The organism is Stappia sp. (assembly GCF_048261845.1).
GTDB lineage: Bacteria > Pseudomonadota > Alphaproteobacteria > Rhizobiales > Stappiaceae > Stappia.
Genome location: NZ_JBLXFR010000061.1, coordinates 1 through 21,281, shown reverse-complemented (window position 1 = coordinate 21,281; position 21,281 = coordinate 1). Strand labels below are relative to the sequence as shown.

General features: G+C 66.2%; 22 protein-coding genes and 1 pseudogene. All 23 read left to right on the top strand.

Annotation, left to right across the window (positions count from 1 at the left end; translation table 11 throughout):
* Window positions 1-546, top strand: a pseudogene (locus ACN0T5_RS18240) (transketolase); the annotation flags it as partial.
* Between the two features lie 118 nt (window positions 547-664).
* The gene (gene hslV / locus ACN0T5_RS18235) at window positions 665-1,222 is read left to right on the top strand and encodes an ATP-dependent protease subunit HslV (protein WP_417770040.1); all 558 of its coding nucleotides are present in this window, start codon (window positions 665-667) and stop codon (window positions 1,220-1,222) included.
* On the top strand, window positions 1,212-1,754 hold the full coding sequence (locus ACN0T5_RS18230; RefSeq protein WP_417770039.1) for a GNAT family N-acetyltransferase: 543 nt from the start codon (window positions 1,212-1,214) through the stop codon (window positions 1,752-1,754). The genes hslV and ACN0T5_RS18230 overlap by 11 nt, the downstream gene beginning before the upstream one ends.
* Window positions 1,751-2,866: a hypothetical protein gene (locus ACN0T5_RS18225; RefSeq protein ID WP_417770038.1), complete on the top strand. Its 1,116-nt coding sequence runs from the start codon at window positions 1,751-1,753 to the stop codon at window positions 2,864-2,866. The genes ACN0T5_RS18230 and ACN0T5_RS18225 overlap by 4 nt, the downstream gene beginning before the upstream one ends.
* Window positions 2,867-2,891: 25 nt before the next feature.
* Entirely contained in the window at window positions 2,892-4,196 is a 1,305-nt protein-coding gene (hslU, locus tag ACN0T5_RS18220) for an ATP-dependent protease ATPase subunit HslU (protein ID WP_417770037.1), read from the top strand.
* A gap of 70 nt (window positions 4,197-4,266) precedes the next feature.
* Window positions 4,267-4,761: a universal stress protein gene (locus tag ACN0T5_RS18215; protein WP_417770036.1), complete on the top strand. Its 495-nt coding sequence runs from the start codon at window positions 4,267-4,269 to the stop codon at window positions 4,759-4,761.
* A gap of 253 nt (window positions 4,762-5,014) precedes the next feature.
* Window positions 5,015-5,569: a NifU family protein gene (locus ACN0T5_RS18210; protein WP_417770035.1), complete on the top strand. Its 555-nt coding sequence runs from the start codon at window positions 5,015-5,017 to the stop codon at window positions 5,567-5,569.
* 322 nt (window positions 5,570-5,891) lie between these two features.
* Window positions 5,892-6,572, top strand: a complete 681-nt coding sequence (tsaB, locus tag ACN0T5_RS18205; protein ID WP_417770034.1) for a tRNA (adenosine(37)-N6)-threonylcarbamoyltransferase complex dimerization subunit type 1 TsaB — start codon at window positions 5,892-5,894, stop codon at window positions 6,570-6,572.
* Window positions 6,569-7,057 (top strand): ribosomal protein S18-alanine N-acetyltransferase, encoded by a 489-nt coding sequence (gene rimI / locus ACN0T5_RS18200; RefSeq protein WP_417770033.1) that lies wholly within the window; start codon window positions 6,569-6,571, stop codon window positions 7,055-7,057. The genes tsaB and rimI overlap by 4 nt, the downstream gene beginning before the upstream one ends.
* A gap of 163 nt (window positions 7,058-7,220) precedes the next feature.
* A complete protein-coding gene (locus ACN0T5_RS18195) occupies window positions 7,221-7,604 on the top strand; it encodes a Fur family transcriptional regulator (RefSeq protein WP_417770045.1) in 384 nt (127 codons plus the stop codon).
* Window positions 7,605-7,608: 4 nt separating this feature from the next.
* On the top strand, window positions 7,609-8,463 hold the full coding sequence (locus ACN0T5_RS18190; protein WP_417770032.1) for a lysophospholipid acyltransferase family protein: 855 nt from the start codon (window positions 7,609-7,611) through the stop codon (window positions 8,461-8,463).
* Window positions 8,464-8,653: 190 nt separating this feature from the next.
* Window positions 8,654-10,096, top strand: a complete 1,443-nt coding sequence (gene miaB / locus ACN0T5_RS18185) for a tRNA (N6-isopentenyl adenosine(37)-C2)-methylthiotransferase MiaB (RefSeq protein WP_417770044.1) — start codon at window positions 8,654-8,656, stop codon at window positions 10,094-10,096.
* A gap of 109 nt (window positions 10,097-10,205) precedes the next feature.
* Entirely contained in the window at window positions 10,206-11,255 is a 1,050-nt protein-coding gene (locus tag ACN0T5_RS18180) for a PhoH family protein (RefSeq protein ID WP_417770043.1), read from the top strand.
* On the top strand, window positions 11,252-11,782 hold the full coding sequence (gene ybeY / locus ACN0T5_RS18175) for an rRNA maturation RNase YbeY (RefSeq protein WP_417770031.1): 531 nt from the start codon (window positions 11,252-11,254) through the stop codon (window positions 11,780-11,782). The genes ACN0T5_RS18180 and ybeY overlap by 4 nt, the downstream gene beginning before the upstream one ends.
* Before the next feature lie 18 nt (window positions 11,783-11,800).
* On the top strand, window positions 11,801-12,940 hold the full coding sequence (locus tag ACN0T5_RS18170; protein ID WP_417770030.1) for a transporter associated domain-containing protein: 1,140 nt from the start codon (window positions 11,801-11,803) through the stop codon (window positions 12,938-12,940).
* A 141-nt stretch (window positions 12,941-13,081) separates the two neighbouring features.
* Window positions 13,082-14,677, top strand: coding sequence for an apolipoprotein N-acyltransferase (gene lnt, locus ACN0T5_RS18165; RefSeq protein ID WP_417770029.1), 1,596 nt, complete (start codon window positions 13,082-13,084; stop codon window positions 14,675-14,677).
* A gap of 208 nt (window positions 14,678-14,885) precedes the next feature.
* Complete coding sequence (locus ACN0T5_RS18160; RefSeq protein ID WP_417770042.1) at window positions 14,886-15,293, top strand: helix-turn-helix domain-containing protein; 408 nt, start codon at window positions 14,886-14,888, stop codon at window positions 15,291-15,293.
* 231 nt (window positions 15,294-15,524) lie between these two features.
* Window positions 15,525-16,697 (top strand): methionine adenosyltransferase, encoded by a 1,173-nt coding sequence (gene metK / locus ACN0T5_RS18155; protein WP_417770028.1) that lies wholly within the window; start codon window positions 15,525-15,527, stop codon window positions 16,695-16,697.
* Window positions 16,698-16,814: 117 nt separating this feature from the next.
* Window positions 16,815-17,501: a tRNA (guanine(46)-N(7))-methyltransferase TrmB gene (trmB, locus tag ACN0T5_RS18150; protein ID WP_417770027.1), complete on the top strand. Its 687-nt coding sequence runs from the start codon at window positions 16,815-16,817 to the stop codon at window positions 17,499-17,501.
* A gap of 221 nt (window positions 17,502-17,722) precedes the next feature.
* Window positions 17,723-18,310 carry a ribosome maturation factor RimP gene (gene rimP / locus ACN0T5_RS18145; RefSeq protein ID WP_417770026.1) on the top strand — a complete coding sequence of 196 codons (588 nt, stop codon included), beginning with the start codon at window positions 17,723-17,725 and terminating at the stop codon, window positions 18,308-18,310.
* A gap of 103 nt (window positions 18,311-18,413) precedes the next feature.
* A complete protein-coding gene (gene nusA / locus ACN0T5_RS18140; protein WP_417770025.1) occupies window positions 18,414-20,060 on the top strand; it encodes a transcription termination factor NusA in 1,647 nt (548 codons plus the stop codon).
* A 43-nt stretch (window positions 20,061-20,103) separates the two neighbouring features.
* Window positions 20,104-20,784, top strand: a complete 681-nt coding sequence (locus tag ACN0T5_RS18135) for an RNA-binding protein (RefSeq protein ID WP_417770041.1) — start codon at window positions 20,104-20,106, stop codon at window positions 20,782-20,784.
* A 7-nt stretch (window positions 20,785-20,791) separates the two neighbouring features.
* A partial coding sequence (locus ACN0T5_RS18130; protein ID WP_417770024.1) for a translation initiation factor IF-2 associated domain-containing protein occupies window positions 20,792-21,281 on the top strand: 490 nt, incomplete at its 3' end.

Below are 21,281 nucleotides of genomic sequence, written 5' to 3'. Positions count from 1 at the left end.
TATCTGCGCCTGTCGACAAGGGCGCTGGAACAGCCCCTGCGCCGCGGGGACGAGGCGTTCCGGCGCGGCGTGATCGGGGGGGCCTACTGGTTGCGCGGACCGGGCCCCAACTGCGAGGTGGTGGTCGCCTTCCAGGGCGCCGTCGCGCCGGAGGCGACCGAGGCGGCGGGGCGTATCGGCACCGACCGGAGGGATATCGGCGTGCTCGCCGTCACCTCCGCCGACCGCCTGAATGCCGGCTGGCACGCGGCGATGCGCATGCGCAAGCGCGGCCATCGCGGCGCGATGAGCCATATCGAGCGCCTGCTCTCGGGCCTGCCGTCCCATTGCACGATGATCACCGTGCTTGACGGCCATCCCGCGACACTTGCCTGGCTGGGTTCGGTCTGCGGCCACCGCACGGCGGCGCTGGGCGTCGAGCATTTCGGCCAGACCGGCACGGTCGCGGATCTCTACCACCACTTCGGCATCGACGCCGACGCGATCGTTGCGGCCGCCTCCGAACTGGCGCCGGGGCGCCCGGTGCGCCTCGTCAATCCGCTCTGATCCGCATCCTCCTGAAAGCCCGCCGGGATTTGCAAACGCGTTCCGGCGGCTTACATAGGCAGTCCGAAGAGGGTGGTTCGCCCGCTCTTCCCAAGACGCTGGCAGGAGACGACAGGCAATGCAGGGACGGGACGACCCGACGGGCTGGCACGGCACGACGATCCTCAGCGTGCGCAAGGACGGCAAGGTGGTGATCGCCGGCGACGGCCAGGTTTCGCTCGGCCAGACGGTGATCAAGAGCACGGCGCGCAAGGTCCGCCCGCTCGCCAAGGGCGACGTGATCGCCGGTTTTGCCGGCGCGACGGCCGATGCCTTCACCCTGTTCGAGCGGCTGGAAGCCAAGCTCGAACAGTATCCCGGCCAATTGATGCGCGCCTGCGTGGAACTGGCCAAGGACTGGCGCACGGACCGCTACCTGCGCCGGCTTGAGGCGATGATGCTGGTCGCCGACAAATCCGTCTCGCTGGTTCTGACCGGCACCGGCGACGTGCTGGAGCCCGAAGGCGGTGTCATGGGAATCGGCTCGGGCGGCAATTATGCGCTCGCCGCGGCGCGCGCCCTTGCCGACACGGATCTCGATGCCGAGGCCATCGCCCGCAAGGCGATGGCGATCGCAGGCGAGATCTGCGTCTACACCAACGGCAACCTCACCATCGAGACGCTGGATGCCGATTGACCCGGCCCGCATCGGCTTCCGTGCGGTGACGCTGGCGGACCTGCCGCTGCTCGCCGGCTGGATGGAGACCCCGCACTGGCGCAGGTGGTGGGGCGACCCGGCAACCGAGCTTGGCTACATTCGCGACATGGTCGAGGGGCGCGACACGACCGAACCTTACCTTTTCACGCTTGATGGTCGTGATACGGGCTACATCCAGCTCTGGCATCTTGCCGACAACCGGACGCCGGAGACGGTTGCCGAAAGCCCGTGGCTGTCGGAACTTCCTGAGGGGACCGTCGGGGTCGACCTGTCGATCGGCGATGCCGGGGACCTGTCGAAGGGCATCGGCACCGCCGCATTGGAGGGGTTCGTCGCCGAGCTGCGCCGCCGTGGCCTCGAGCGGATCATCATTGATCCCGATCCCGAAAACGGCCGGGCCTGCCGCGCCTACGAGAAGGCCGGTTTCCGGCCGGTTGCTCATCTTGCCGGGCGAACCGGCGATGCCCTGATCATGGAACATGTCGCCGGAAGCGGGGAAGGACGCGCATGACAACGCAAGTGGCATCCACGTCCCCTGCGCCGCTCGATCCGGTACGTCTCGATGCGGCGGTCGGCGCCGGCATCCTGACGCAACCGCAGGCCGAGCGCCTTGCAGGCTTCTGGATTGCGCCCGTGCCGGACGGCGCCGGCGAGAGCGTCAGCCATGCCGATGCCGAGGAGGTCCGTTTCGCGCGCGGCTTCCACGACATCTTCATCTCCATCGGTATCGTCGTCCTCTTGTCCGGCCTGTGGTTCGCCCTGCGCTCCGCCGGACCATCGGGTTTGCCCTACCCCGGAGGGCTGGCGATGTCGGCGGGTGCGGTCGCCCTGGCCATCTGGGGGCTTTCGGAGGTCTTCGCCAGGCGCATGCGACTGGCGCTTCCCTCCTTCATCCTGACGATCGCCTTTGCCCCGGTATTCCTGGCTGCATGCATCGGTCTTGCCACGGGCGCGTTGTCGCTGAACCTTGCCTTCCACCAGGAAGCCGGCTCGCCCCTGCTGATCCTGCCGACGCTTCTCGGTATCGGCGGCGGGGCGCTCCATTACTGGCGCTTCAGGGTCCCGGTCGGCATCGCCGTCGTTGCCGGAACGGTGTTCTTTCTCGTTGCCGTGCTTGTCGAGGTGGCGGCTCCGGGCGCGCTCAAGGAACATACGCCGTGGTTCACGCTCGCCGCCGGGCTTGCGGCCTTCGCCGCAGCCATGCGCTACGATGCCCGCGACCGGCGACGCGTCACGGTGGCCAGCGACAAGGCGTTCTGGCTGCATCTTCTGGCCGCTCCCCTGATGGTCCATTCCATTCTCGCCCTGACGACCTCCGGCGTGGGCGAGCTCGACCAGGGGGACGCGATGATTGTCATCGCCCTCTTTGCGGCCCTCGCCCTGGTTGCCGTCATTGTCGACCGGCGGGCGATTCTCGTCTCCGGACTCGGTTACTTCGGCGTGGCGATCGGCACGCTGATGGCCGAGGCCGATATCTCCGGGTCCACGGCGGTATCGGTCACCCTGCTTCTACTGGGCTGCTTCATCCTCCTGCTGGGATCGGCCTGGCGGATCGTGCGCCGGACAGTGGGCCGCCCCTTGCGGGACACCGCCCTGGCACGGCTTGTCCCGGCCTTCGACTGAGCCTCATCGAGAGAAAGACACGGTCATGACCACTTTGTCCCCCCGCGAGATCGTCTCCGAACTGGATCGCTACATCGTCGGCCAGAAGGACGCCAAGCGCGCCGTCGCCATTGCGCTGCGCAACCGCTGGCGCCGCCAGCAGCTCGACGAGGGCCTCCGCGAGGAGGTGATGCCGAAGAACATCCTGATGATCGGCCCGACCGGCGTCGGCAAGACGGAGATCTCCCGCCGTCTCGCCAAGCTCGCCAACGCCCCCTTCGTCAAGGTCGAGGCGACCAAGTTCACCGAGGTCGGCTATGTCGGCCGCGACGTGGAACAGATCGTCCGGGACCTGGTCGAGGCCGGCATCGCGCTGGTGCGCACGGCCAAGCGCAAGTCGGTGGAGGCAAAGGCCCATCTGCAGGCCGAAGAGCGCGTGCTCGAGGCCCTTGTTGGCAAGAACGCCAGCCCTTCGACCAAGGACAGTTTCCGCAAGAAGCTGCGCGACGGGGAGCTCGACGACAAGGAAATCGAGATCCAGGTGCGGGCCCAGCCGCAGATGCCGAGCTTCGACATGCCCGGCATGCCGGGCGGCAGCGTCGGCGTGATGAACCTTTCCGACATGCTGGGCAAGGCGTTTGGCGGCCAGACCAAGCCGCGCCGCATCACCGTGCGCGAAAGCTATGCGGTCCTGATCGAACAGGAGGCCGACGCCCTGCTCGACGAGGACAAGGTGGTCGAGGAAGCGATCCATCTGGTCGAGAACGCGGGGATTGTCTTCCTCGACGAGATCGACAAGATCTGCGTGCGCGGCGAACGCACCGGCGGTGACGTCTCGCGCGAGGGCGTCCAGCGCGACCTGCTGCCCCTGATCGAGGGCACCGTGGTGGCGACCAAGCACGGTCCGGTCAAGACCGACCATGTGCTGTTCATCGCCTCGGGCGCCTTTCACGTGGCCAAGCCGTCCGACCTTCTGCCGGAACTCCAGGGGCGCCTGCCGATTCGCGTCGAGCTGAAGGCGCTGACCAAGGACGATTTCCGCGCCATCCTGACGGATACGGAAGTCAGTCTGATCAAGCAGTATATCGCCCTGCTCGGCACCGAGGAGATCGTGCTGACATTTACTGACGATGCCATTGACGAGATTGCCTCGATCGCCGTCGATCTCAATGCGACGATCGAGAATATCGGCGCGCGGCGCCTGCAGACGGTCATGGAGCGGGTTCTCGACGAGGTGTCCTATACCGCGCCGGACGCGAGCGAGAAGAACGTGACCATCGACGCCGATTTCGTTCGTGAAAACATCGGCGAGCTTGCCAAGAACATCGATCTGTCGAGGTTCATCCTGTGATTTCAAGGCGTGTTCGCCCTGCGGCTGCTTGGCGCTTGCCGGTTGCCCGGGCTGGTGGCAGCATGCGCCCATGGTAGCGATCCGAAAGAGTTTCGAGGAAGGGCACCGGCGCAAGTTTCTCGTCGTCGTCGACGAGACCAGCGAATGCGACCGGGCGATCGTCTATGCCGCCAAGCGCGCCGAGCGCACCGGCGGCGTGGCGACGCTGCTCTATGTCATAGCCCCGGGGGATTTCCAGCACTGGCTGGGGGTCGAGGACATCATGCGTGCCGAAGCGCGCGAGGAAGCGGAAAGCTGCCTGATGAAGGCCGCCGACCGGGTTCGCGCCGTGGCGCGCACCACACCGGAACTGGTGGTTCGCGAGGGCAACCGCTCTGACGAGATCCTGCAACTGATCGAGGAGGATGCCGACATCGCCATCCTGGTGCTGGCGGCCGGCAGCGGGTCGGAAGGACCCGGGCCCCTGGTCAGTGCGATCGCCGGCAAGGGCGCCGGCAGTTTCCCGATCCCCGTCACGATCGTGCCGGGGACGCTGGATGACGAGGCGATCGCGGCCCTGGCGTGAGGAAAAAAGCGCTTTCTGGAACAATTCCAATCTGGCGTTGAGCGCTTCGCGAGCGTATATTGAGGGCAACAACGAAGCGACGGGCGCCCGGCGGGCGTGACCCGAGCGACGCAGACACCATGCAGAACAGGCAAGTGCGGGTCTCGCGCGCCCTCCGCATCAGCGGGTGGCTTGATGAGGCCAGACCGGGAGACCCCGGTCGGCAGTGCCCGCGCGACAGGCGCGGCACGCCCGCGATGAAAGGAAGACCGTCATGTTCATTCAGACCGAGGCGACGCCGAACCCGGCGACCCTGAAGTTCCTTCCCGGGCGCATCGTGCTTCCGGAAGGCACAATGGATTTCCGCAAGACCGAGGATGCCGGCTCCTCGCCGCTCGCCCAGACACTGTTCCAGGTGGAAGGTGTAGAGGGCATCTTCTTCGGTCACGACTTCATTTCCGTGACCAAGGGCGACGTGGACTGGCAGCACATCAAGCCGGCGGTCCTGGGCGCGATCATGGAGCATTTCATGTCCGGTGCGCCGGTGCTGGCGAGCGAAATGGCGGATGACAGCGACGAGGAGTTCTTCGAGGCGGGCGACGAGGAAACCGTCGGCACGATCAAGGAACTGATCGAGACGCGCGTGCGTCCGGCTGTTGCGCAGGATGGCGGCGACATCACCTTCCGCGGCTTCCGTGACGGGATTGTCTACCTGTCCATGCGCGGTGCCTGCTCCGGCTGCCCGTCCTCCACGGCAACCCTGAAGCACGGCATCCAGAACCTGCTGCGCCATTTCGTCCCGGAAGTCGAGGAAGTCCGCGCGCTCTGAGGCAAGGACACAAGGCTGCCGAACGGCCCGGTCGCAAGCCGGGCCGTTTGCCTTTCCGGAAAAGCCGGGAACGGGCGCCCCCGACCGGCCTGATGCGGCCAAAGTCACCCTAGTGTGGTGAATTTGAAATACGCCTCACCTTGGCAGCACGCCCAGAGCGTATTTCAAATTCGAAAACCAAACTAGAAACATAAGCTTGCTAGTCACCCTCTTGAATCTGAAGTTCGTTTAGAGCATGCCGGGAAATCTGACGAACTTCAGATTCTGGTGACTAGCAAATGGTCGTGTCGACGGTGCCGGCCGGAATCGGTTTGATCTTCTCATGCGCCTTCTTGCCATCGATACCGCGCTTGACGCCTGCTCTGTCGCCGTCCTTGACCGGACCGATGGAGGGGAGCGTGTGACCTCGGCTTGCGAGGTGCTCGGACGCGGCCATGCCGAACGGCTGATGGCCATGGTCGGCGAGGTGATGGCGGAGGCCGGCCTGCCCTTCTCGGCTCTCGACCGGATCGCGGTGACGACCGGGCCGGGATCCTTCACCGGCCTGCGTGTCGGCCTGTCGGCGGCGCGCGGCATCGCCCTTGTCGTCGGCGCGCCGGCGGTGGGCATCGGCACGCTCGACGCGCTTGCGGACATGGCCCGCAACGAGACCGGCGAGGGGTGTCCGGTCTTCTCCGTTCTCGAGGCCAAGGGCCCGGAAATCTACGGCCAGGGATTTGACGGCGACGGCACGCCGATTGCCGCGCCGGTCGCGATGGCTGCCGCCGGCTTCGGCCACGAACTTCCCCCCGGCGCGCTGCTCGCGGGCGGCGGTGCGGCAAAGGTTGTGGCGGCCTGCGGGCGCACCGACCTGCGGATCGCCCATGAGGCGGCCTGGCCGGATATCGCCGCCGTGGTTCGTCTTGGCGCACTGGCCGATCCTCGGGCGCATCCGCCCGAGCCGTTTTACCTGCGCGCCCCCGATGCCGCTCCCGCGCGGCGCGACGAGGGGTTGCTGGCATGAGTTTCTGGTGGCTCTGGGCACCGCCTCCGGTGATCGAGGTGGCCGAGCCCGACGCCTATCCCGCGCTGGCCGACCTGCACGAGCGCTCCTTCCCGAGCGGCTGGAGTGCCGACGATCTCGCGGCCCTTGCCCGTCAGCCCGGCGTCTCGATCCTGCAGGCGCGCCGCGCCAGCGCCTATGGCAGCCGCACCATCCTGGGTTTCCTGATCCTGCGCGTCGCCGCCGACGAGGCGGAGGTGTTGACCATTGCCGTCGATCCGCGCCAGCGCCGCCGGGGCATCGGCGAGCAACTGCTGCGTGCCGGACTGTCGCGTCTTTATGCCGACCGGATCGCCAGCCTGTTTCTCGAGGTCGATGCCGGCAATGCGGGCGCGCTTGCCCTGTATCGCAAACTCGGCTTTCGCAAGGTCGGTGAACGGCGCGGCTATTACCGTGACAGCACGGGCGACGGCGGCGCGCTTGTCATGCGGGTCGATCTGGCGTAATCGGCTTGCAAGGTTCGCGTGCCGGATGTCCGGGCGCGCGTGGTCGATTGGTCGCAAGGAGGACAGGCGAATGACCGATCCCGGCAGCCAGCGCTCCGACGCGGCGCCGTCCGATGCCGACCTGGCCCAGTCCACGCTCGAGGAACAATGCGTCGCCAAGGGCATGCGCATGACCGAGCAGCGGCGAATCATCGCCCGGGTCATCGAGGACGCCAGCGATCATCCCGACGTGGAGGAACTGTACCGCAGGGCGGTGCAGAACGATCCGCGCATCTCGATCTCGACGGTCTACCGGACGGTGAAACTGTTCGAGGATGCCGGCATCATCGAGCGCCATGACTTCCGTGACGGACGCGCGCGCTACGAGACGGTTCCCGAAGAACACCACGACCACCTGATCGACCTGAAAAGCGGCTGCGTCATCGAATTTCGCAACGAGGAGATCGAGCGGTTGCAGGAAGCGATCGCCCGCACGCTCGGCTACCGGCTGGTCGATCACCGGCTGGAGCTCTATGGCGTGCCCCTCGGCCCGAAGGACCGGGATTGACCGCATGATGCGCGTCCGCGCCGCCGCCGTGCTCACCGTCCTGACGCTGGTGACGCTGCCGCTCATCCCCGTGCAATGGCTCGCCCTGCGCAGCCGGGGACCGGTGAAACGACGATTGCCGGTCTTGTGGCACCGGATTGCCTGCGCCGTCGTCGGCATCAAGGTGCACGAAATCGGACGGCCGGCCACCGGACGTCCGCTGCTGATCACCGCGAACCACGTCTCCTGGCTCGACATCACCGTGCTCGGCAGCCGCATGCCGCTGTCCTTTGTCGCCAAGACGGAGGTTGCCTCCTGGCCGGTTTTCGGGCTTTTCGCGAAGCTGCAGCGCTCCGTCTTCGTCGACAGGCAGAGGCGCAGCGCCACGGCGCGCACGGCCGAGGAACTCGGCACGCGCCTTGCCGAGGGCGATGCGATGGTGCTGTTCGCGGAAGGCACCTCGAACAGCGGCAACGAGGTTCTTCCGTTCCGCTCGGCCCTGGTCGGCGCGGCGCGCCATGCCGTTGCCGGCGACGAGGGTGACGTCTGGATCCAGCCGCTGGCGCTGGCCTATACCCGCTTGCACGGGCTGCCGATGGGCCGCCAGTTTCGCAACCACGTCGCCTGGTACGGCGACATGGAGATGATCCCGCATTTCATGAATGTGGTACGTCAGGGTGCGATCGACGTCGCGGTGGTCTGGGGCGAGCCGGTTCGCGCCACGCCCGGCGGCGACCGCAAGGCGCTGGCCAGGACGCTGGAGAACGAGGTTCGAAGGCTTGCCGGCGTGGCGCGGGCGGGGCGGCTCGACGGCGGGACGACCGGGCGGGTGCGGGCCGGTGCGGCGGATGCTATTCTCAAGAGCGGCGAAAACGGCTAAGGCAGGCCGGATTTCGCGGTCGCCGGGCAGCGCTTGCCGGTGTTGCCGGACCATCGCGTGAAAGACACATTCCGGCTGTATCGGAACCAGGCCGCACCGGACGGGTCGCGGTTTCGAGCAGCGGCAACTGGCGGTGCGCCCGCGCGGAGACAGGATGAGCGACGAAATTTCCACCGCTACAGGCGGTGCCATGGCACCAGGGCAGGTCGCAGAAGGCATTTCGCCGGGGCCGGGCGCGGCAGGGCGCAAGGTCTTCGTCAAGACCTACGGCTGCCAGATGAACGTCTATGACAGCGAGCGGATGACCGACGCCCTCGTGCCGCAGGGCTTCAGCGCCACGGACAGCGTCGAGGATGCCGACCTGATCATCCTCAACACCTGCCATATCCGGGAGAAGGCTGCGGAAAAGGTCTATTCCGAACTCGGCCGGCTGCGCAAGCTGAAGGCGGAACGCGCCGAAAGCGGCAAGCAGACAATGATCGGCGTTGCCGGATGCGTGGCGCAGGCCGAGGGCGAGGAGATCGCCAGGCGCGCGCCGGTGGTCGATCTCGTGTTCGGACCGCAGACCTATCACCGCCTGCCGGAGCTCGTCACCCGCGCCCGGGCCGGCGAGAGCGTTGTCGAGACCGAGTTCGAGATCGAGGCGAAGTTCCGCCATCTGTCGACCCCGTCGGCTGCGCCGGCCCCGGCCGGTCGGCGCGGGCCGGTGTCCGCCTTCCTGACCGTGCAGGAAGGGTGCGACAAGTTCTGCACCTTCTGCGTGGTGCCCTATACGCGCGGCGCCGAGGTCTCGCGGGATGTGGACCAGATCGTCGCCGAGGCCGAGCGCCTCGCCGCGCGCGGTGTCCGCGAGGTGACATTGCTTGGCCAGAACGTCAATGCCTGGCATGGCAAGGGGCCGGACGGCCGGGCCTGGGGGCTTGGCGAACTGCTTCACAGGCTTGCGGGCGTCGAGGGTCTCGACCGGCTGCGCTACACGACCAGCCATCCACGCGACATGGACGACGCGCTGATCGCCGCCCACCGGGACCTGCCCGAGGTCATGCCCTATCTGCATCTTCCGGTGCAGTCGGGATCCGACCGCATTCTCAAGGCGATGAACCGCAGGCACACGCGCGACGACTATTTCCGGTTGATTGACCGGATCCGGGAAGGCCGGCCGGATCTGGCCCTGTCATGCGATTTCATCGTCGGGTTTCCGGGCGAGACCGATGCCGATTTCCGCGACACGATGGACCTGATCGAGCGCGTCGGCTTCGCCTCCGCCTTCACGTTCAAGTACAGCCCGCGTCCGGGAACGCCTGGTGCGACGATGGACGAGCATGTGCCCGAGGCCGTGATGAACGAGCGATTGCAGGAACTGCAGGCGCTGGTCGCGCGTCAGCAGAAGGCGTTCAACCAGAGCCTCGTTGGAACGGTCTGCGACGTGCTGGTCGAAAAGCGCGGCCGCAATCCCGGCCAGGTCACCGGTCGGTCTCCCTGGCTGCAACCCGTGCAGATCGATGCCGATGAAAGCCTGATCGGGGAGATCGTGGCGGTGGAAATCACCGGACGGGAGGCGAATTCCCTATTCGCGCGCCGCGTGTCAGGGCAAGATGACGGGCAGGCACACCCCCAGCGGGTCCACATGTGAGGCCTGCATTCGGGAATCCAGGAGGCAGGATGCCAGGAGAAGCCGTTTGACCGGCGCGAACCGAACCCCGAACCGGGGCGGTTACCGCGCTGCGGTGCCCGCTTCGGACATGACCCATGTGGTTCTGGCCTTCGACGACAATCGTCTCGTCGGCGATCTTTTCGGACAATTCGACCAGAACCTCGCCTTGATCGAGCAGCGCCTCGGCGTCGATGCCGTGGCGCGTGGCAACCAGGTGGTCATCAAGGGTCGCCATTCGGGTTGCGAACAGGCGCGTCGGGCGCTTGAATCCCTTTATGCCAGACTTCAGCAGGGCCATGAGTTGCATCCGGGAGACGTCGAGGGCGCCCTTCGGATGGCTGTGGCAGAGGAGGCGCAGCTGGACCTTCCCACGATCGAACCGCGTTCGCACCTGTCATTCGCCCAGGTGTCCACACGGCGCAAGACGGTGCTGGCCCGCACGCCGGCACAGGATGCCTATATCCGTGCGATGGACCGGGCCGACCTGACCTTCGGCGTCGGACCTGCCGGCACCGGCAAGACCTTCCTGGCCGTCGCCTATGCGGCGGCCCTGCTTGAGCGCGGCGACGTCGCCCGGCTGATCCTGTCGCGACCGGCGGTGGAGGCGGGCGAGCGGCTCGGGTTCCTGCCGGGCGACATGAAGGAAAAGGTCGACCCTTATCTGCGGCCGCTCTACGACGCGCTTTACGAGATGATGCCGGCGGAAAAGGTCGAGCGCGGCCTGCAATCCGGCATGATCGAGGTGGCGCCGCTGGCCTTCATGCGCGGACGTACCCTGTCCAACGCGGTGGTGATCCTCGACGAGGCGCAGAACACCACCACCATGCAGATGAAGATGTTCCTGACGCGCCTGGGCGAGAACTCCCGGATGATCGTCACGGGCGATCCCACCCAGGTCGACCTGCCGCCCGGCCAGCAGTCGGGCCTGCGCGAGGCGCTGACCCTGCTCGAAGGCGTCGAGGGCGTCGCCGTGGTGCGCTTCACCGAGGTCGATGTCGTTCGCCACGAACTCGTTGCCCGCATCGTGCGTGCCTATGACAATGCGGGCCGCGAGGCCAGCCAGAAGGCCGAGCAGGCCGCGGCTGCCGCGGCAGCGGTGGCCGCCGCGTCCCCGGCGCCGAAGGGCACGACGCGATGAACGCCGTGCTGCCGTCCCCTGAGGTCGATGTGGCGGTCGAGGCCGATGGATGGCCCGAAGACAGCGTGCTGGAAGCGCTCGTCGCCAGGGTCGTGTCGGTCGCCTGCGCCGAGGCCCGGCTCGAACTGGTCGAGGGGGCCGAGGTTTCGGTCGTCTTCGCCGACGATGCGCGGGTGCGCGAGCTCAACCGCGACTGGCGGTCGAAGGATGCCCCCACCAACGTCCTGTCCTTTCCCGGCGGCGACGAGGAGGAGCCGCCCTTCGGGCCGCTGCTCGGGGACATTGTTCTTGCCCGCGAGACCGTCGCGCGGGAAGCGGCGGCGATGGAAATCGATTTTGACGCCCATGTGACGCATCTTGTGGCACACGGGTTCCTTCATCTTTTCGGTTACGATCACCAAATGGAGGACGAGGCCGAGGAGATGGAAGGGCTGGAGCGGCGCATTCTGGCGGTGCTTGGCATTGCCGATCCCTACCGGGAGCCGCTTGCGGCCGACAACACAACGGAGAGCGAGCCGCCCGCGTGATGCGGAGGCAGACATGACATGAACGATTCAAAGGCTCGAAGTACCGATGATACGGGGGCGCCGAAACCGGCCGCCTCCGACACTGGCGGGGAAACCGTCGCCCAGACGGAAGGGGATCCCCCACGATCGCTGCGCTCCGTCTGGGTCGAGATCCTGAAACGGCTGGGCGGCCTGAGACGGTCCGGCAATGGTGCGGGGACCCTGCGCCAGAACCTGCAGGACGAGCTCGCCCGCGAGCCTGACGGCAGCGCCAGTTTCACGCCCGAGGAGCGGGTTCTGCTCTCCAACATCCTGCGCCTGCGGGAGGTCCGCGTCGAGGATGTCATGGTGCCGCGCGCCGATATCGACGCGGTCGAGGATACCGTCCTTGTCGGTCATCTCATGGAAGTGTTCCGCGAAAGCGGCCATTCGCGGATGCCGGTCTATCACGACGGTCTCGACGACCCGCGCGGCATGGTCCACATCAAGGACCTGATGGCCTATTTCTCCGCACGCGCGGCCGACGGCGAGCATCCCTCCGCAGAGGACGACAACCCGGATGGCGAGGCGGAAGCCGCGGGCCCGGCGCCGGCCTCCAACGAGAAGCCGGCTCTCGACCTGTCGCGGGTGGACCTCTTGTTGCCGCTCGGCGATGCCGGCCTGATCCGCCCCGTCCTGTTCGTACCGCCTTCCATGCCGGCCACGGACCTGATGGCCAAGATGCAGGCGGACCGGGTCCAGATGGCGCTTGTCATCGACGAATATGGCGGCACGGAGGGCCTCGTGTCGCTGGAGGACATCGTCGAGACGGTGGTCGGGGACATCGAGGACGAGCATGACGAGGACGAGGACGCGATGATCGAGAAGGCCGGGGACGGCATCTGGATCGCCGATCCGCGCGTGCCTGTCGAGGAGGTCGAGGCGGCAGTCGGCACCGGTTTCCAGCTCGGCGACCTGGCCGAGGAAGTCGACACGCTGGGCGGGCTCGTCTTCACCCTTGTCGGCCGTGTGCCGGTCCGTGGCGAGTTGATCACCGCCCGTGAGTTTCCCGGCTACGAGTTCGAGGTTCTCGATGCCGACCCTCGCCGCATCAAGCGCTTGCGGATCCGCGCGCGCAGGGCGGAGGCCCGGCTTGGCGACGTGCGCCGCCGTCAGCGCCGGCCCAGCTCCGCCGCCTGATCCGGCCTGTAATCAGGACCACGGCTGCGCCCGAATGCCACCCGCACTTGACCGGTGTTGTCCCTGCGGGGATCGTCCGTTGAGGTACGGGTGATTCGCCCGAGCGTCGCGTCCCCGTGCGCAACCGCAGGAGTCGATGCCGTGCTGCGTTTGGCGCAAGTTTTCCTTCTCGCCCATGGTTGGCGCCGCTGGCTGCTGTCGGCCCTCGCCGGCGCCCTGGCGGCTTTTGCCATGCCGCCCTTCGGGGTGTTTCCCGTCCTGGCCGTATCGATGCCGGCTCTTGTCTGGCTTCTCGACGGGGCGATTTCCGACGATGCCGGGCCATGGGCGCGAATGCGGCCCGCGCTGGCGATCGGCTGGTGGTTCGGCTTCGGGTTTCATCTGGCGGGCCTGTGGTGGATCGGGCGTGCCTTCCTTGTCGAGGCGGATGCCTTCGCCTGGATGATTCCGTTCGCCGTCGTGCTTCTGCCCGCGGGACTGGCGGTCTTCACGGCACTTGCAACTCTCGTGGCGGGGCTTGCGTGGCGCGACGGGCCAAGCCGGTTGCTGTTGCTGGCGCTCGCCCTGACGCTTGCCGACTGGCTGCGCGGTCATGTGCTGACCGGGTTTCCGTGGAACATATGGGGTTATGCGTTCGGCGGCACGGAACTGCTCATGCAGCCCGCTGCCCTGGTCGGCGTCTATGGCCTCGGCCTCATCGTGACGACGGTGTTCTGCTGTCTGGCGGGATTTGCAGACCAGACCGCCGGCGGGCGCCGCGCCGGCGTCGCCGCAGTGCTGCTCATGGGGCTCGTCGCCGGTGGCGGCGCCCTTCGCACGAGCCTTGGCGAGGTGGGCGATGGCGCCGATACGGCCTTGCGCATTGTCCAGCCGTCGATCCCCCAGGAGGACAAGTGGCGACCGGAAAACCGGACCATGGTGTTCGACACCTATCTGGAGGCAAGCCGGGGCGCGTGGGTCGGCGAGACGGAGGACGGCAATCTGCCGCGCCTCGTTGTCTGGCCGGAGTCCGCACCGCCGTTTCTCCTGACGGAGGCTCCCGATGCACTGGCGGCCATTGCCGGTCTGCTGCGCCCCGGAGACACGCTGGTGACGGGAGCCGTGCGTGCCAGCGTGGAGGATGCCGGCGATCGCGTCTTCTACAACAGTGTCTACATGGTCGATGACGAGGGCACCATTCTCGACGCCTACGACAAGGTCCGGCTTGTGCCCTTCGGCGAATACCTGCCGATGGGCGAGACGCTGGAGAAATTCGGCCTGACCAAGCTTGTGGAGCTGCCGGGAACCTTTCGCGCCGGCTTCCGCCAACGCGTTCTCAGTCCGGTGTCCGGTCCGGCCTTCCTGCCGATGATCTGCTACGAGGCGATCTTTCCGGCGGCGGCGACCAGTTCCGACGAGCGTCCCGGGTTCATTCTCAACGTCACCAACGACGCCTGGTTTGGCGATACGCCAGGTCCCTACCAGCACTTCGCGCAGGCCCGGATGCGTGCCGTGGAGCAGGGGCTGCCGGTTGTGCGTGCAGCCAATACGGGTATTTCCGCGGTTGTGGATGCCTATGGCCGCATCCTGGAGATGCGCCCTCTGATGGCGGCCGGACGCATCGATATGCGCATGCCCTCCGCCATCTCGCCTACGGTTTTTGCGAGATATGGGCAAAACACATTGGCAATTTTCCTAATAGTTTTTGTTGGCCTTCTTCTTGTAACGCGTTACGTAGGGAATACGCGTAATGATTGACGGGTCGCGATGCGGCACGGCATCATAACAACCGTCGCAGCCCGGAGCGTAGATTGGGTTGTGATAGATGGAACTGACGGCGTTCCGCTGGCGTAAACCGGTATTGGGAAAAGAAATCCGACAACCTGTTTCCGATTGGCAGACCAGAATCGTCAGAAAAATAACGCCTTGGTCACAGCAACTGACAGAGCCGGAAAGAAGACAAAAAATGAGCAGCAAAAAAGCACCGAACCCCATCGATGTGCATGTTGGAAGCCGCGTGCGCCTGCGCCGCATGATGCTTGGGATGAGCCAGGAGAAGCTTGGCGAGAGTCTCGGCATTACATTTCAACAGATTCAGAAGTATGAAAAAGGCACCAATCGCATCGGTGCCAGCCGCCTCCAGCACATCGCAACCGTGCTGAAAGTGCCGGTTGCCTTCTTCTTCGAGGACGCACCCGGGACGCCGGACGAGGCCAACGGCTTCGGCGAGGCCAAGCCCGCTTCCTATGTGGTCGACTTCCTGTCGTCCTCCGAAGGCTTGTCCCTCAACAAGGCCTTCGTGCGGATCGAGGATGCCAAGGTGCGCCGTCGTGTCGTCGACCTGGTGCGTGCCCTGGCGGGCGAAGAGGTCTGAGCCTGCGGTTCCGGCCGACCTCCTGACGTTTCTTCCGGGCTCGCGGGCCGGGCCCGGAAATCGCGCGGAATGCAGCCATTCCTGGATCGGACGGCCCGGGTGACAGACCATTTCTGTCGCCTGGAAAGGCGTGCGTGCGCTTGACGAGCACTCGTCTTCACTGGCATGTGTCGTGCCTGGTGGCGGGGGTCCCCGCCGCTTTCTACTATCTTCCCAGAAGGACGGTTGAACGTGGCTCGTCAAGATTATCTCTTCACTTCCGAATCCGTATCCGAAGGACATCCGGACAAGGTCTGCGACCGAATTTCCGATACGGTCGTCGACGCTTTTCTCTCCGAGATGCCGGAAGCGCGCGTTGCCTGCGAAACTCTCGCGACGACCAATCGCGTGGTGATTGCAGGGGAAACCCGCGGCCCGGCGACAATTACAAACGAATACATTGCCCATCTGGCCCGTATGGCCATCAAGGACATCGGCTACGAGCAGGAAGGCTTCCACTGGGAGAACTGCGACGTCGCCGTCCACCTGCACGCACAGTCGGCGCATATCGCGCAGGGTGTCGATGCCTCCGACAACAAGGACGAGGGCGCCGGCGACCAGGGCATCATGTTCGGCTATGCCTGCCGCGAAACCCCGGAACTGATGCCGGCTCCGATCTACTACTCGCACAAGATCCTGCGGCTGCTCGCCGAGGCGCGCAAGTCCGGCAAGGAGCCGCTGCTCGGCCCGGACGCCAAGAGCCAGGTCACCGTGCGTTATGAAAACGGCCTGCCTGTCGGCCTGGTCTCCGTCGTGCTGTCGACGCAGCATCTGGATCCGAAGCTCAGCTCCGACGACATCCGCGCCATCGTCGAGCCCTATATCGTCACGTCGGTCCCGGGCGGCTGGATCAACAAGGAGACCGTCTGGCACGTCAACCCGACGGGCGCCTTCGTCATCGGCGGTCCCGACGGCGACGCCGGCCTGACCGGCCGCAAGATCATCGTCGACACCTATGGGGGCGCGGCTCCCCATGGCGGCGGCGCGTTCTCGGGCAAGGACCCGACCAAGGTCGACCGCTCGGCCGCCTATGCGGCGCGCTATCTGGCCAAGAACGTGGTCGCGGCCAACCTTGCCGACCGCTGCACGATCCAGCTCTCCTATGCCATCGGCGTCGCCGAGCCGCTGTCGGTCTATGTCGACCTGCACGGCACGGGCAAGGTTGACGAGGCGAAGCTGGAAAAGGCGCTGCGCGAGGTCATGCACCTGACGCCGCGCGGCATCCGTCAGCATCTCGGCCTCAACCGGCCGATCTACGCGCGCACCGCGGCCTATGGTCACTTCGGCCGGGAGCCGGAGGAGGATGGCGGCTTCTCCTGGGAGAAGATCGACCTCGTCCACGCGCTGCGCGACGCGGTCGCCTGATCCGGCACGCGCCGGACCTGTATTGAACCGTAACATGCCGCCCGGCACGCGATGTGCCGGGCGGACTGCGTTTCCCCCGCCCGCGACCGCCGGCGGGGTTGCCTGGAAGCAACGAGCATGATCGATCACAGCAAGGGCTCCTTTTTCGGCCGCCGCGTCGGCAAGCCGCTGCGCCCCGCGCGTCGCGAGGTCTTCGAGGCGGCGATCGGGCGCCTGCAGCCTGATCTTGGCCGCGCAGCGCCGGCCGATCTGCGCGACATGTTCGCCTCGCCGGTGGACGAGGTCTGGATGGAGATCGGCTTCGGCGGCGGCGAGCACCTCCTGCACGAGGCGGTCCGGCTGCCGCGAACCGGCTTCATCGGCGTCGAGCCCTTCGTCAGCAGCCTTGCCAAGACGGTCGCCGATATCGAGGCGGCCGAACTCGGCAATGTGCGGGTCTATGGCGACGACGCGATCAAGCTGCTCGACTGGTTGCCGGAAGCCTCCCTCGACGGCATCTACCAGCTCTATCCGGATCCCTGGCCGAAGCGCCGGCACTGGAAGCGACGCTTCGTCAATCCGGTCAACCTGGACCGTATTGCGCGGGTGCTCCGGCCGGGAACCTGCTTCCGGTTCGCCAGCGACATCGACACCTATGTTGAATGGACGCTTGCCCATCTGGGCGCGCATCCGGCATTCGAATGGACGGCGGAGCGTGCCGCCGACTGGCTGGAACCCTGGCAGCCATGGTCGGGAACACGCTACGAGGACAAGGCATTCCGTGAGGGACGCAAGGGCCATTATCTGGAGTTTCGGCGCCTCTGAGGCGCCGCAACCCGCACGCGGAAGGCCGATTTGGCTTGCTTTGGGAGCATGCAGCTGTATAGTGTGCTCAAATAAATTCTCTAGCGGCTCGCATGAGCAGTATGAGAGTGGGCCCTCCCGGGGACCCGCTCTTTTTGTTTTTGGCGACCCGTTACCGGGACGGCCACGGTGCTCGAGGCAGATCGCGCGACGCGCGCAGGACGGGCAGGAAAGAGGGTCTGGTGCAGGATCAGGAAACGCGGATTGTCCGGGAAAACGGGCTGGAGGCGCGCATCGCGGCGATGATCGAGCCGGCGATCGTCGACCTTGGCTTTCGCATCGTGCGCGTCAAGCTGTCGGGCGTTGACGGAATGACCCTGCAGATCATGGCGGAGCGCCCCGACGGAACCATGTCCGTCGACGACTGCGAGACTGTAAGCCGGGCGATCACGCCGATCCTCGATGTCGAGGATCCGATCAGCCAGGAGTACAATCTGGAAATCTCGTCACCGGGCATCGACCGGCCGCTGGTGCGCGCCATCGATTTCCTCCGCTGGAAGGGGCATCTGGTGAAGCTCGAACTGGCGGTGCCGCGCGACGGCCGCAAGCGGTTTCGCGGCGAGATCCGCGACGTGGACGGGGGTGACCTCGTTCTCCGGCTCGAGGACCTGCCCGATGACGGCGATCCCGATATCCGCCTGTCGCTGGCCGACATGGCGGAAGCGCGACTGATGATGACGGATGCGCTGGTCGAGGCCTCGCTGAAGGCGGAAAAGGCGGCGCGCCGCCGCGCCGCGGCGAAGGGCTCCGGCAACGTGGAGGGCGCCTGACCCTTCGAGGGGTCTTGCGATATTTAGCGGGCGACGGCCGGGTGCCGCGCCGTGGTGATGACAGGATGCGCCGGCGGAGCCGGTGCGAGAGGAGTGGACTGAGATGGCAATCAGTGCGAACCGGCTTGAGCTGCTGCAGATCGCCGACGCGGTCGCGCGGGAGAAGTCGATCGACCGCGGCATCGTGATCGCAGCGATGGAAGACGCGATCCAGAAGGCGGCACGCTCGCGCTACGGGTCGGAGACCGAAGTCCGCGCCGAGATCAATCCGCGCACCGGCGAGATCAAGCTGCAGCGCCTGCTGCTGGTGGCCGAGGAAGTCGAGAACACCTCGACGGAGATCGGCAAGGAGGAGGCGCTGCGCCGCAATCCGATGGCGCAGATCGGCGACTTCATCGCCGAGCCGCTGCCGCCGCTCGATTTCGGGCGCATCGCCGCGCAGTCCGCCAAGCAGGTGATCGTGCAGAAGGTCCGCGAGGCCGAGCGCGACCGCCAGTTCGACGAGTTCAAGGATCGCATCGGCGAGATCGTCAATGGTGTCGTCAAGCGGGTCGAATACGGCAATGTCATTGTCGACCTCGGCCGGGGCGAGGCGATCGTGCGCCGCGACGAGCTGATCCCGCGCGAACTGTTCCGCACCGGCGATCGGGTTCGTGCCTACATCTACGACGTGCGCCGCGAGCAGCGCGGCCCGCAGGTCTTCCTCTCCCGCACCCATCCGCAGTTCATGGCGAAACTGTTTGCCCAGGAAGTGCCGGAAATTTACGACGGCGTCATCGAGATCCGGGCCGTTGCCCGTGATCCGGGTTCGCGTGCCAAGATTGCCGTGATCTCCAAGGACAGCTCCATCGATCCGGTCGGCGCCTGTGTCGGCATGCGCGGCAGCCGCGTTCAGGCCGTGGTCGGCGAGTTGCAGGGCGAGAAGATCGACATCATTCCGTGGAACCCGGACAACGCCACCTTCATCGTCAACGCGCTGCAGCCGGCGGAAGTCAGCAAGGTCGTGCTTGACGAGGATGCCGAGCGCATCGAGGTCGTGGTTCCCGACGAGCAGTTGTCGCTGGCGATCGGCCGACGCGGACAGAATGTGCGCCTTGCCTCCCAGCTCACCGGCTGGGCAATCGACATCATGACGGAGCAGGACGAGTCCGAGCGTCGCCAGAAGGAATTCGCCGACCGGTCGCAGCTTTTCATGGATGCACTCAATGTCGACGAGTTCGTCGGCCAGCTTCTCGCTTCGGAAGGGTTTGCCTCTGTCGAGGAAGTGGCGTATGTCGAACGCGACGAAGTCGCCACGATCGAGGGTTTCGACGAGGAGACGGCGGACGAAATTCAGGCTCGTGCCCGCGAATATCTCGAGGAAATCGAGGCGAAGCTCGACGAAGAGCGCCGCGAACTGGGTGTTTCCGACGATCTGCGTGCCATCGACGGCCTGACGACGGCCATGCTCGTCGCTCTGGGCAAGGATGACGTGAAGTCGGTCGAGGATCTTGCCGGCTGCGCCACCGACGACCTCGTTGGCTGGACGGAGCGGGCGAATGGCGAGACCACACGCCACGAGGGCACGCTGACCGGCTTCGATGTCAGTCGCGCGGATGCCGAGGCGATGATCATGGCGGCCCGTGTCGAGGCCGGCTGGATCTCCGAGGAGGATCTCGTCGAGGACGAGGCTCCGGCCGACGAAGATGCGGCCGGTGACGAGGACGAGCAGTCCGGCGTCGCGGCCACGGGCGTGGTGCACGAGGTCTGAGCGAACAAACGGCCGGATCGGAAGCGATCGGCGGAGCAAGACGGTGCCGAGGCGAAACGAACCGCTGGAACGAAGCTGCGCCCTGACGCGCGAGGTCCGACCGGTCGGGGACATGATCCGCTTCGTCGCGGGCCCGGACGGTGTCCTGGTGCCGGACCTGAAGCGCAGGCTGCCCGGACGGGGGGTCTGGATCACGGCAAGCCGGGACGCGGTTGCCGCGGCACAAAAGAAAAAGGTCTTTCCGCGCGCCCTCAAGGACGGGAGCCTGCGGATCGAAGGTGATCTTGCCGGGCAGGTCGACAACCTGCTCGAGCGCTCCGCGCTCAACGCGGTTTCTCTTGCCCGGAAGGCAGGTGAGGTCGTTGCCGGTTTCTCCAAGGTGGAGGCGGCTTTGCGCGGGCAGGAAGTGATTGGTCTCGTCCAGGCGCGCGATGGCGGCGACGACGGGGCGCGCAAGCTCGCGGCGATCGCGCGGGCACGATTTTCCGATGCCGGCACCTGCCGGATGATCGGTTGTTTTACGTCGACTCAATTGGATTTGGCATTGGGTCGGTCAAATGTGATACATGCTGCACTGCTTGCAGGTCGGGCAGGCGAGAATGCTCTCGTCCGGATTGAAGAACTGGAACGTTTTCGTTCCGGTTCCGACAATGACCCTGTTTCCGGAACGCACGGCGTTCCGGCGGCAAATGACGGTGCGGGCAATGCGGTGATCCAGGACTGAAGGCGATATGAGCGAAACGAAAAACCCCGGCGACAAGACGATCAGCATGGAGCGCAAGACACTGGGCCTGAAACGCTCCGGCGTTGAACAGGGCACGGTCCGTCAGAGCTTCTCGCACGGCCGCACCAAGGCGGTCGTGGTGGAGAAGAAGAAGCGCCGTGTCGTCCTGCCGGGCGAAACGGCCAAGCCCGAGCACGAGGCCGAGCCGGCCGCCAAGGCGCCGCCGGTTCGCGAGCGTCGCGCCGATATCGAGCCCGGTCCGGCCAACGCTGCTGCCGATGGCGCGGCGGCACGCCGTGCCGCGTCCGGCCAGCGCCCGCGTGGCGGCAACATCTTGCGCACCTTGACCGACGACGAAGCTGCGGCCCGTCAGGCCGCGCTGATCGAGGCGCAGCGCCGCGACATCGAGGATCGCAAGCGCCGCGAGGAAGAAGAGCGGCTGCGCGCCATCGAGGACGAGCGCCGCAAGGTCGAGGAAGCCGCACGCGCCAAGCAGG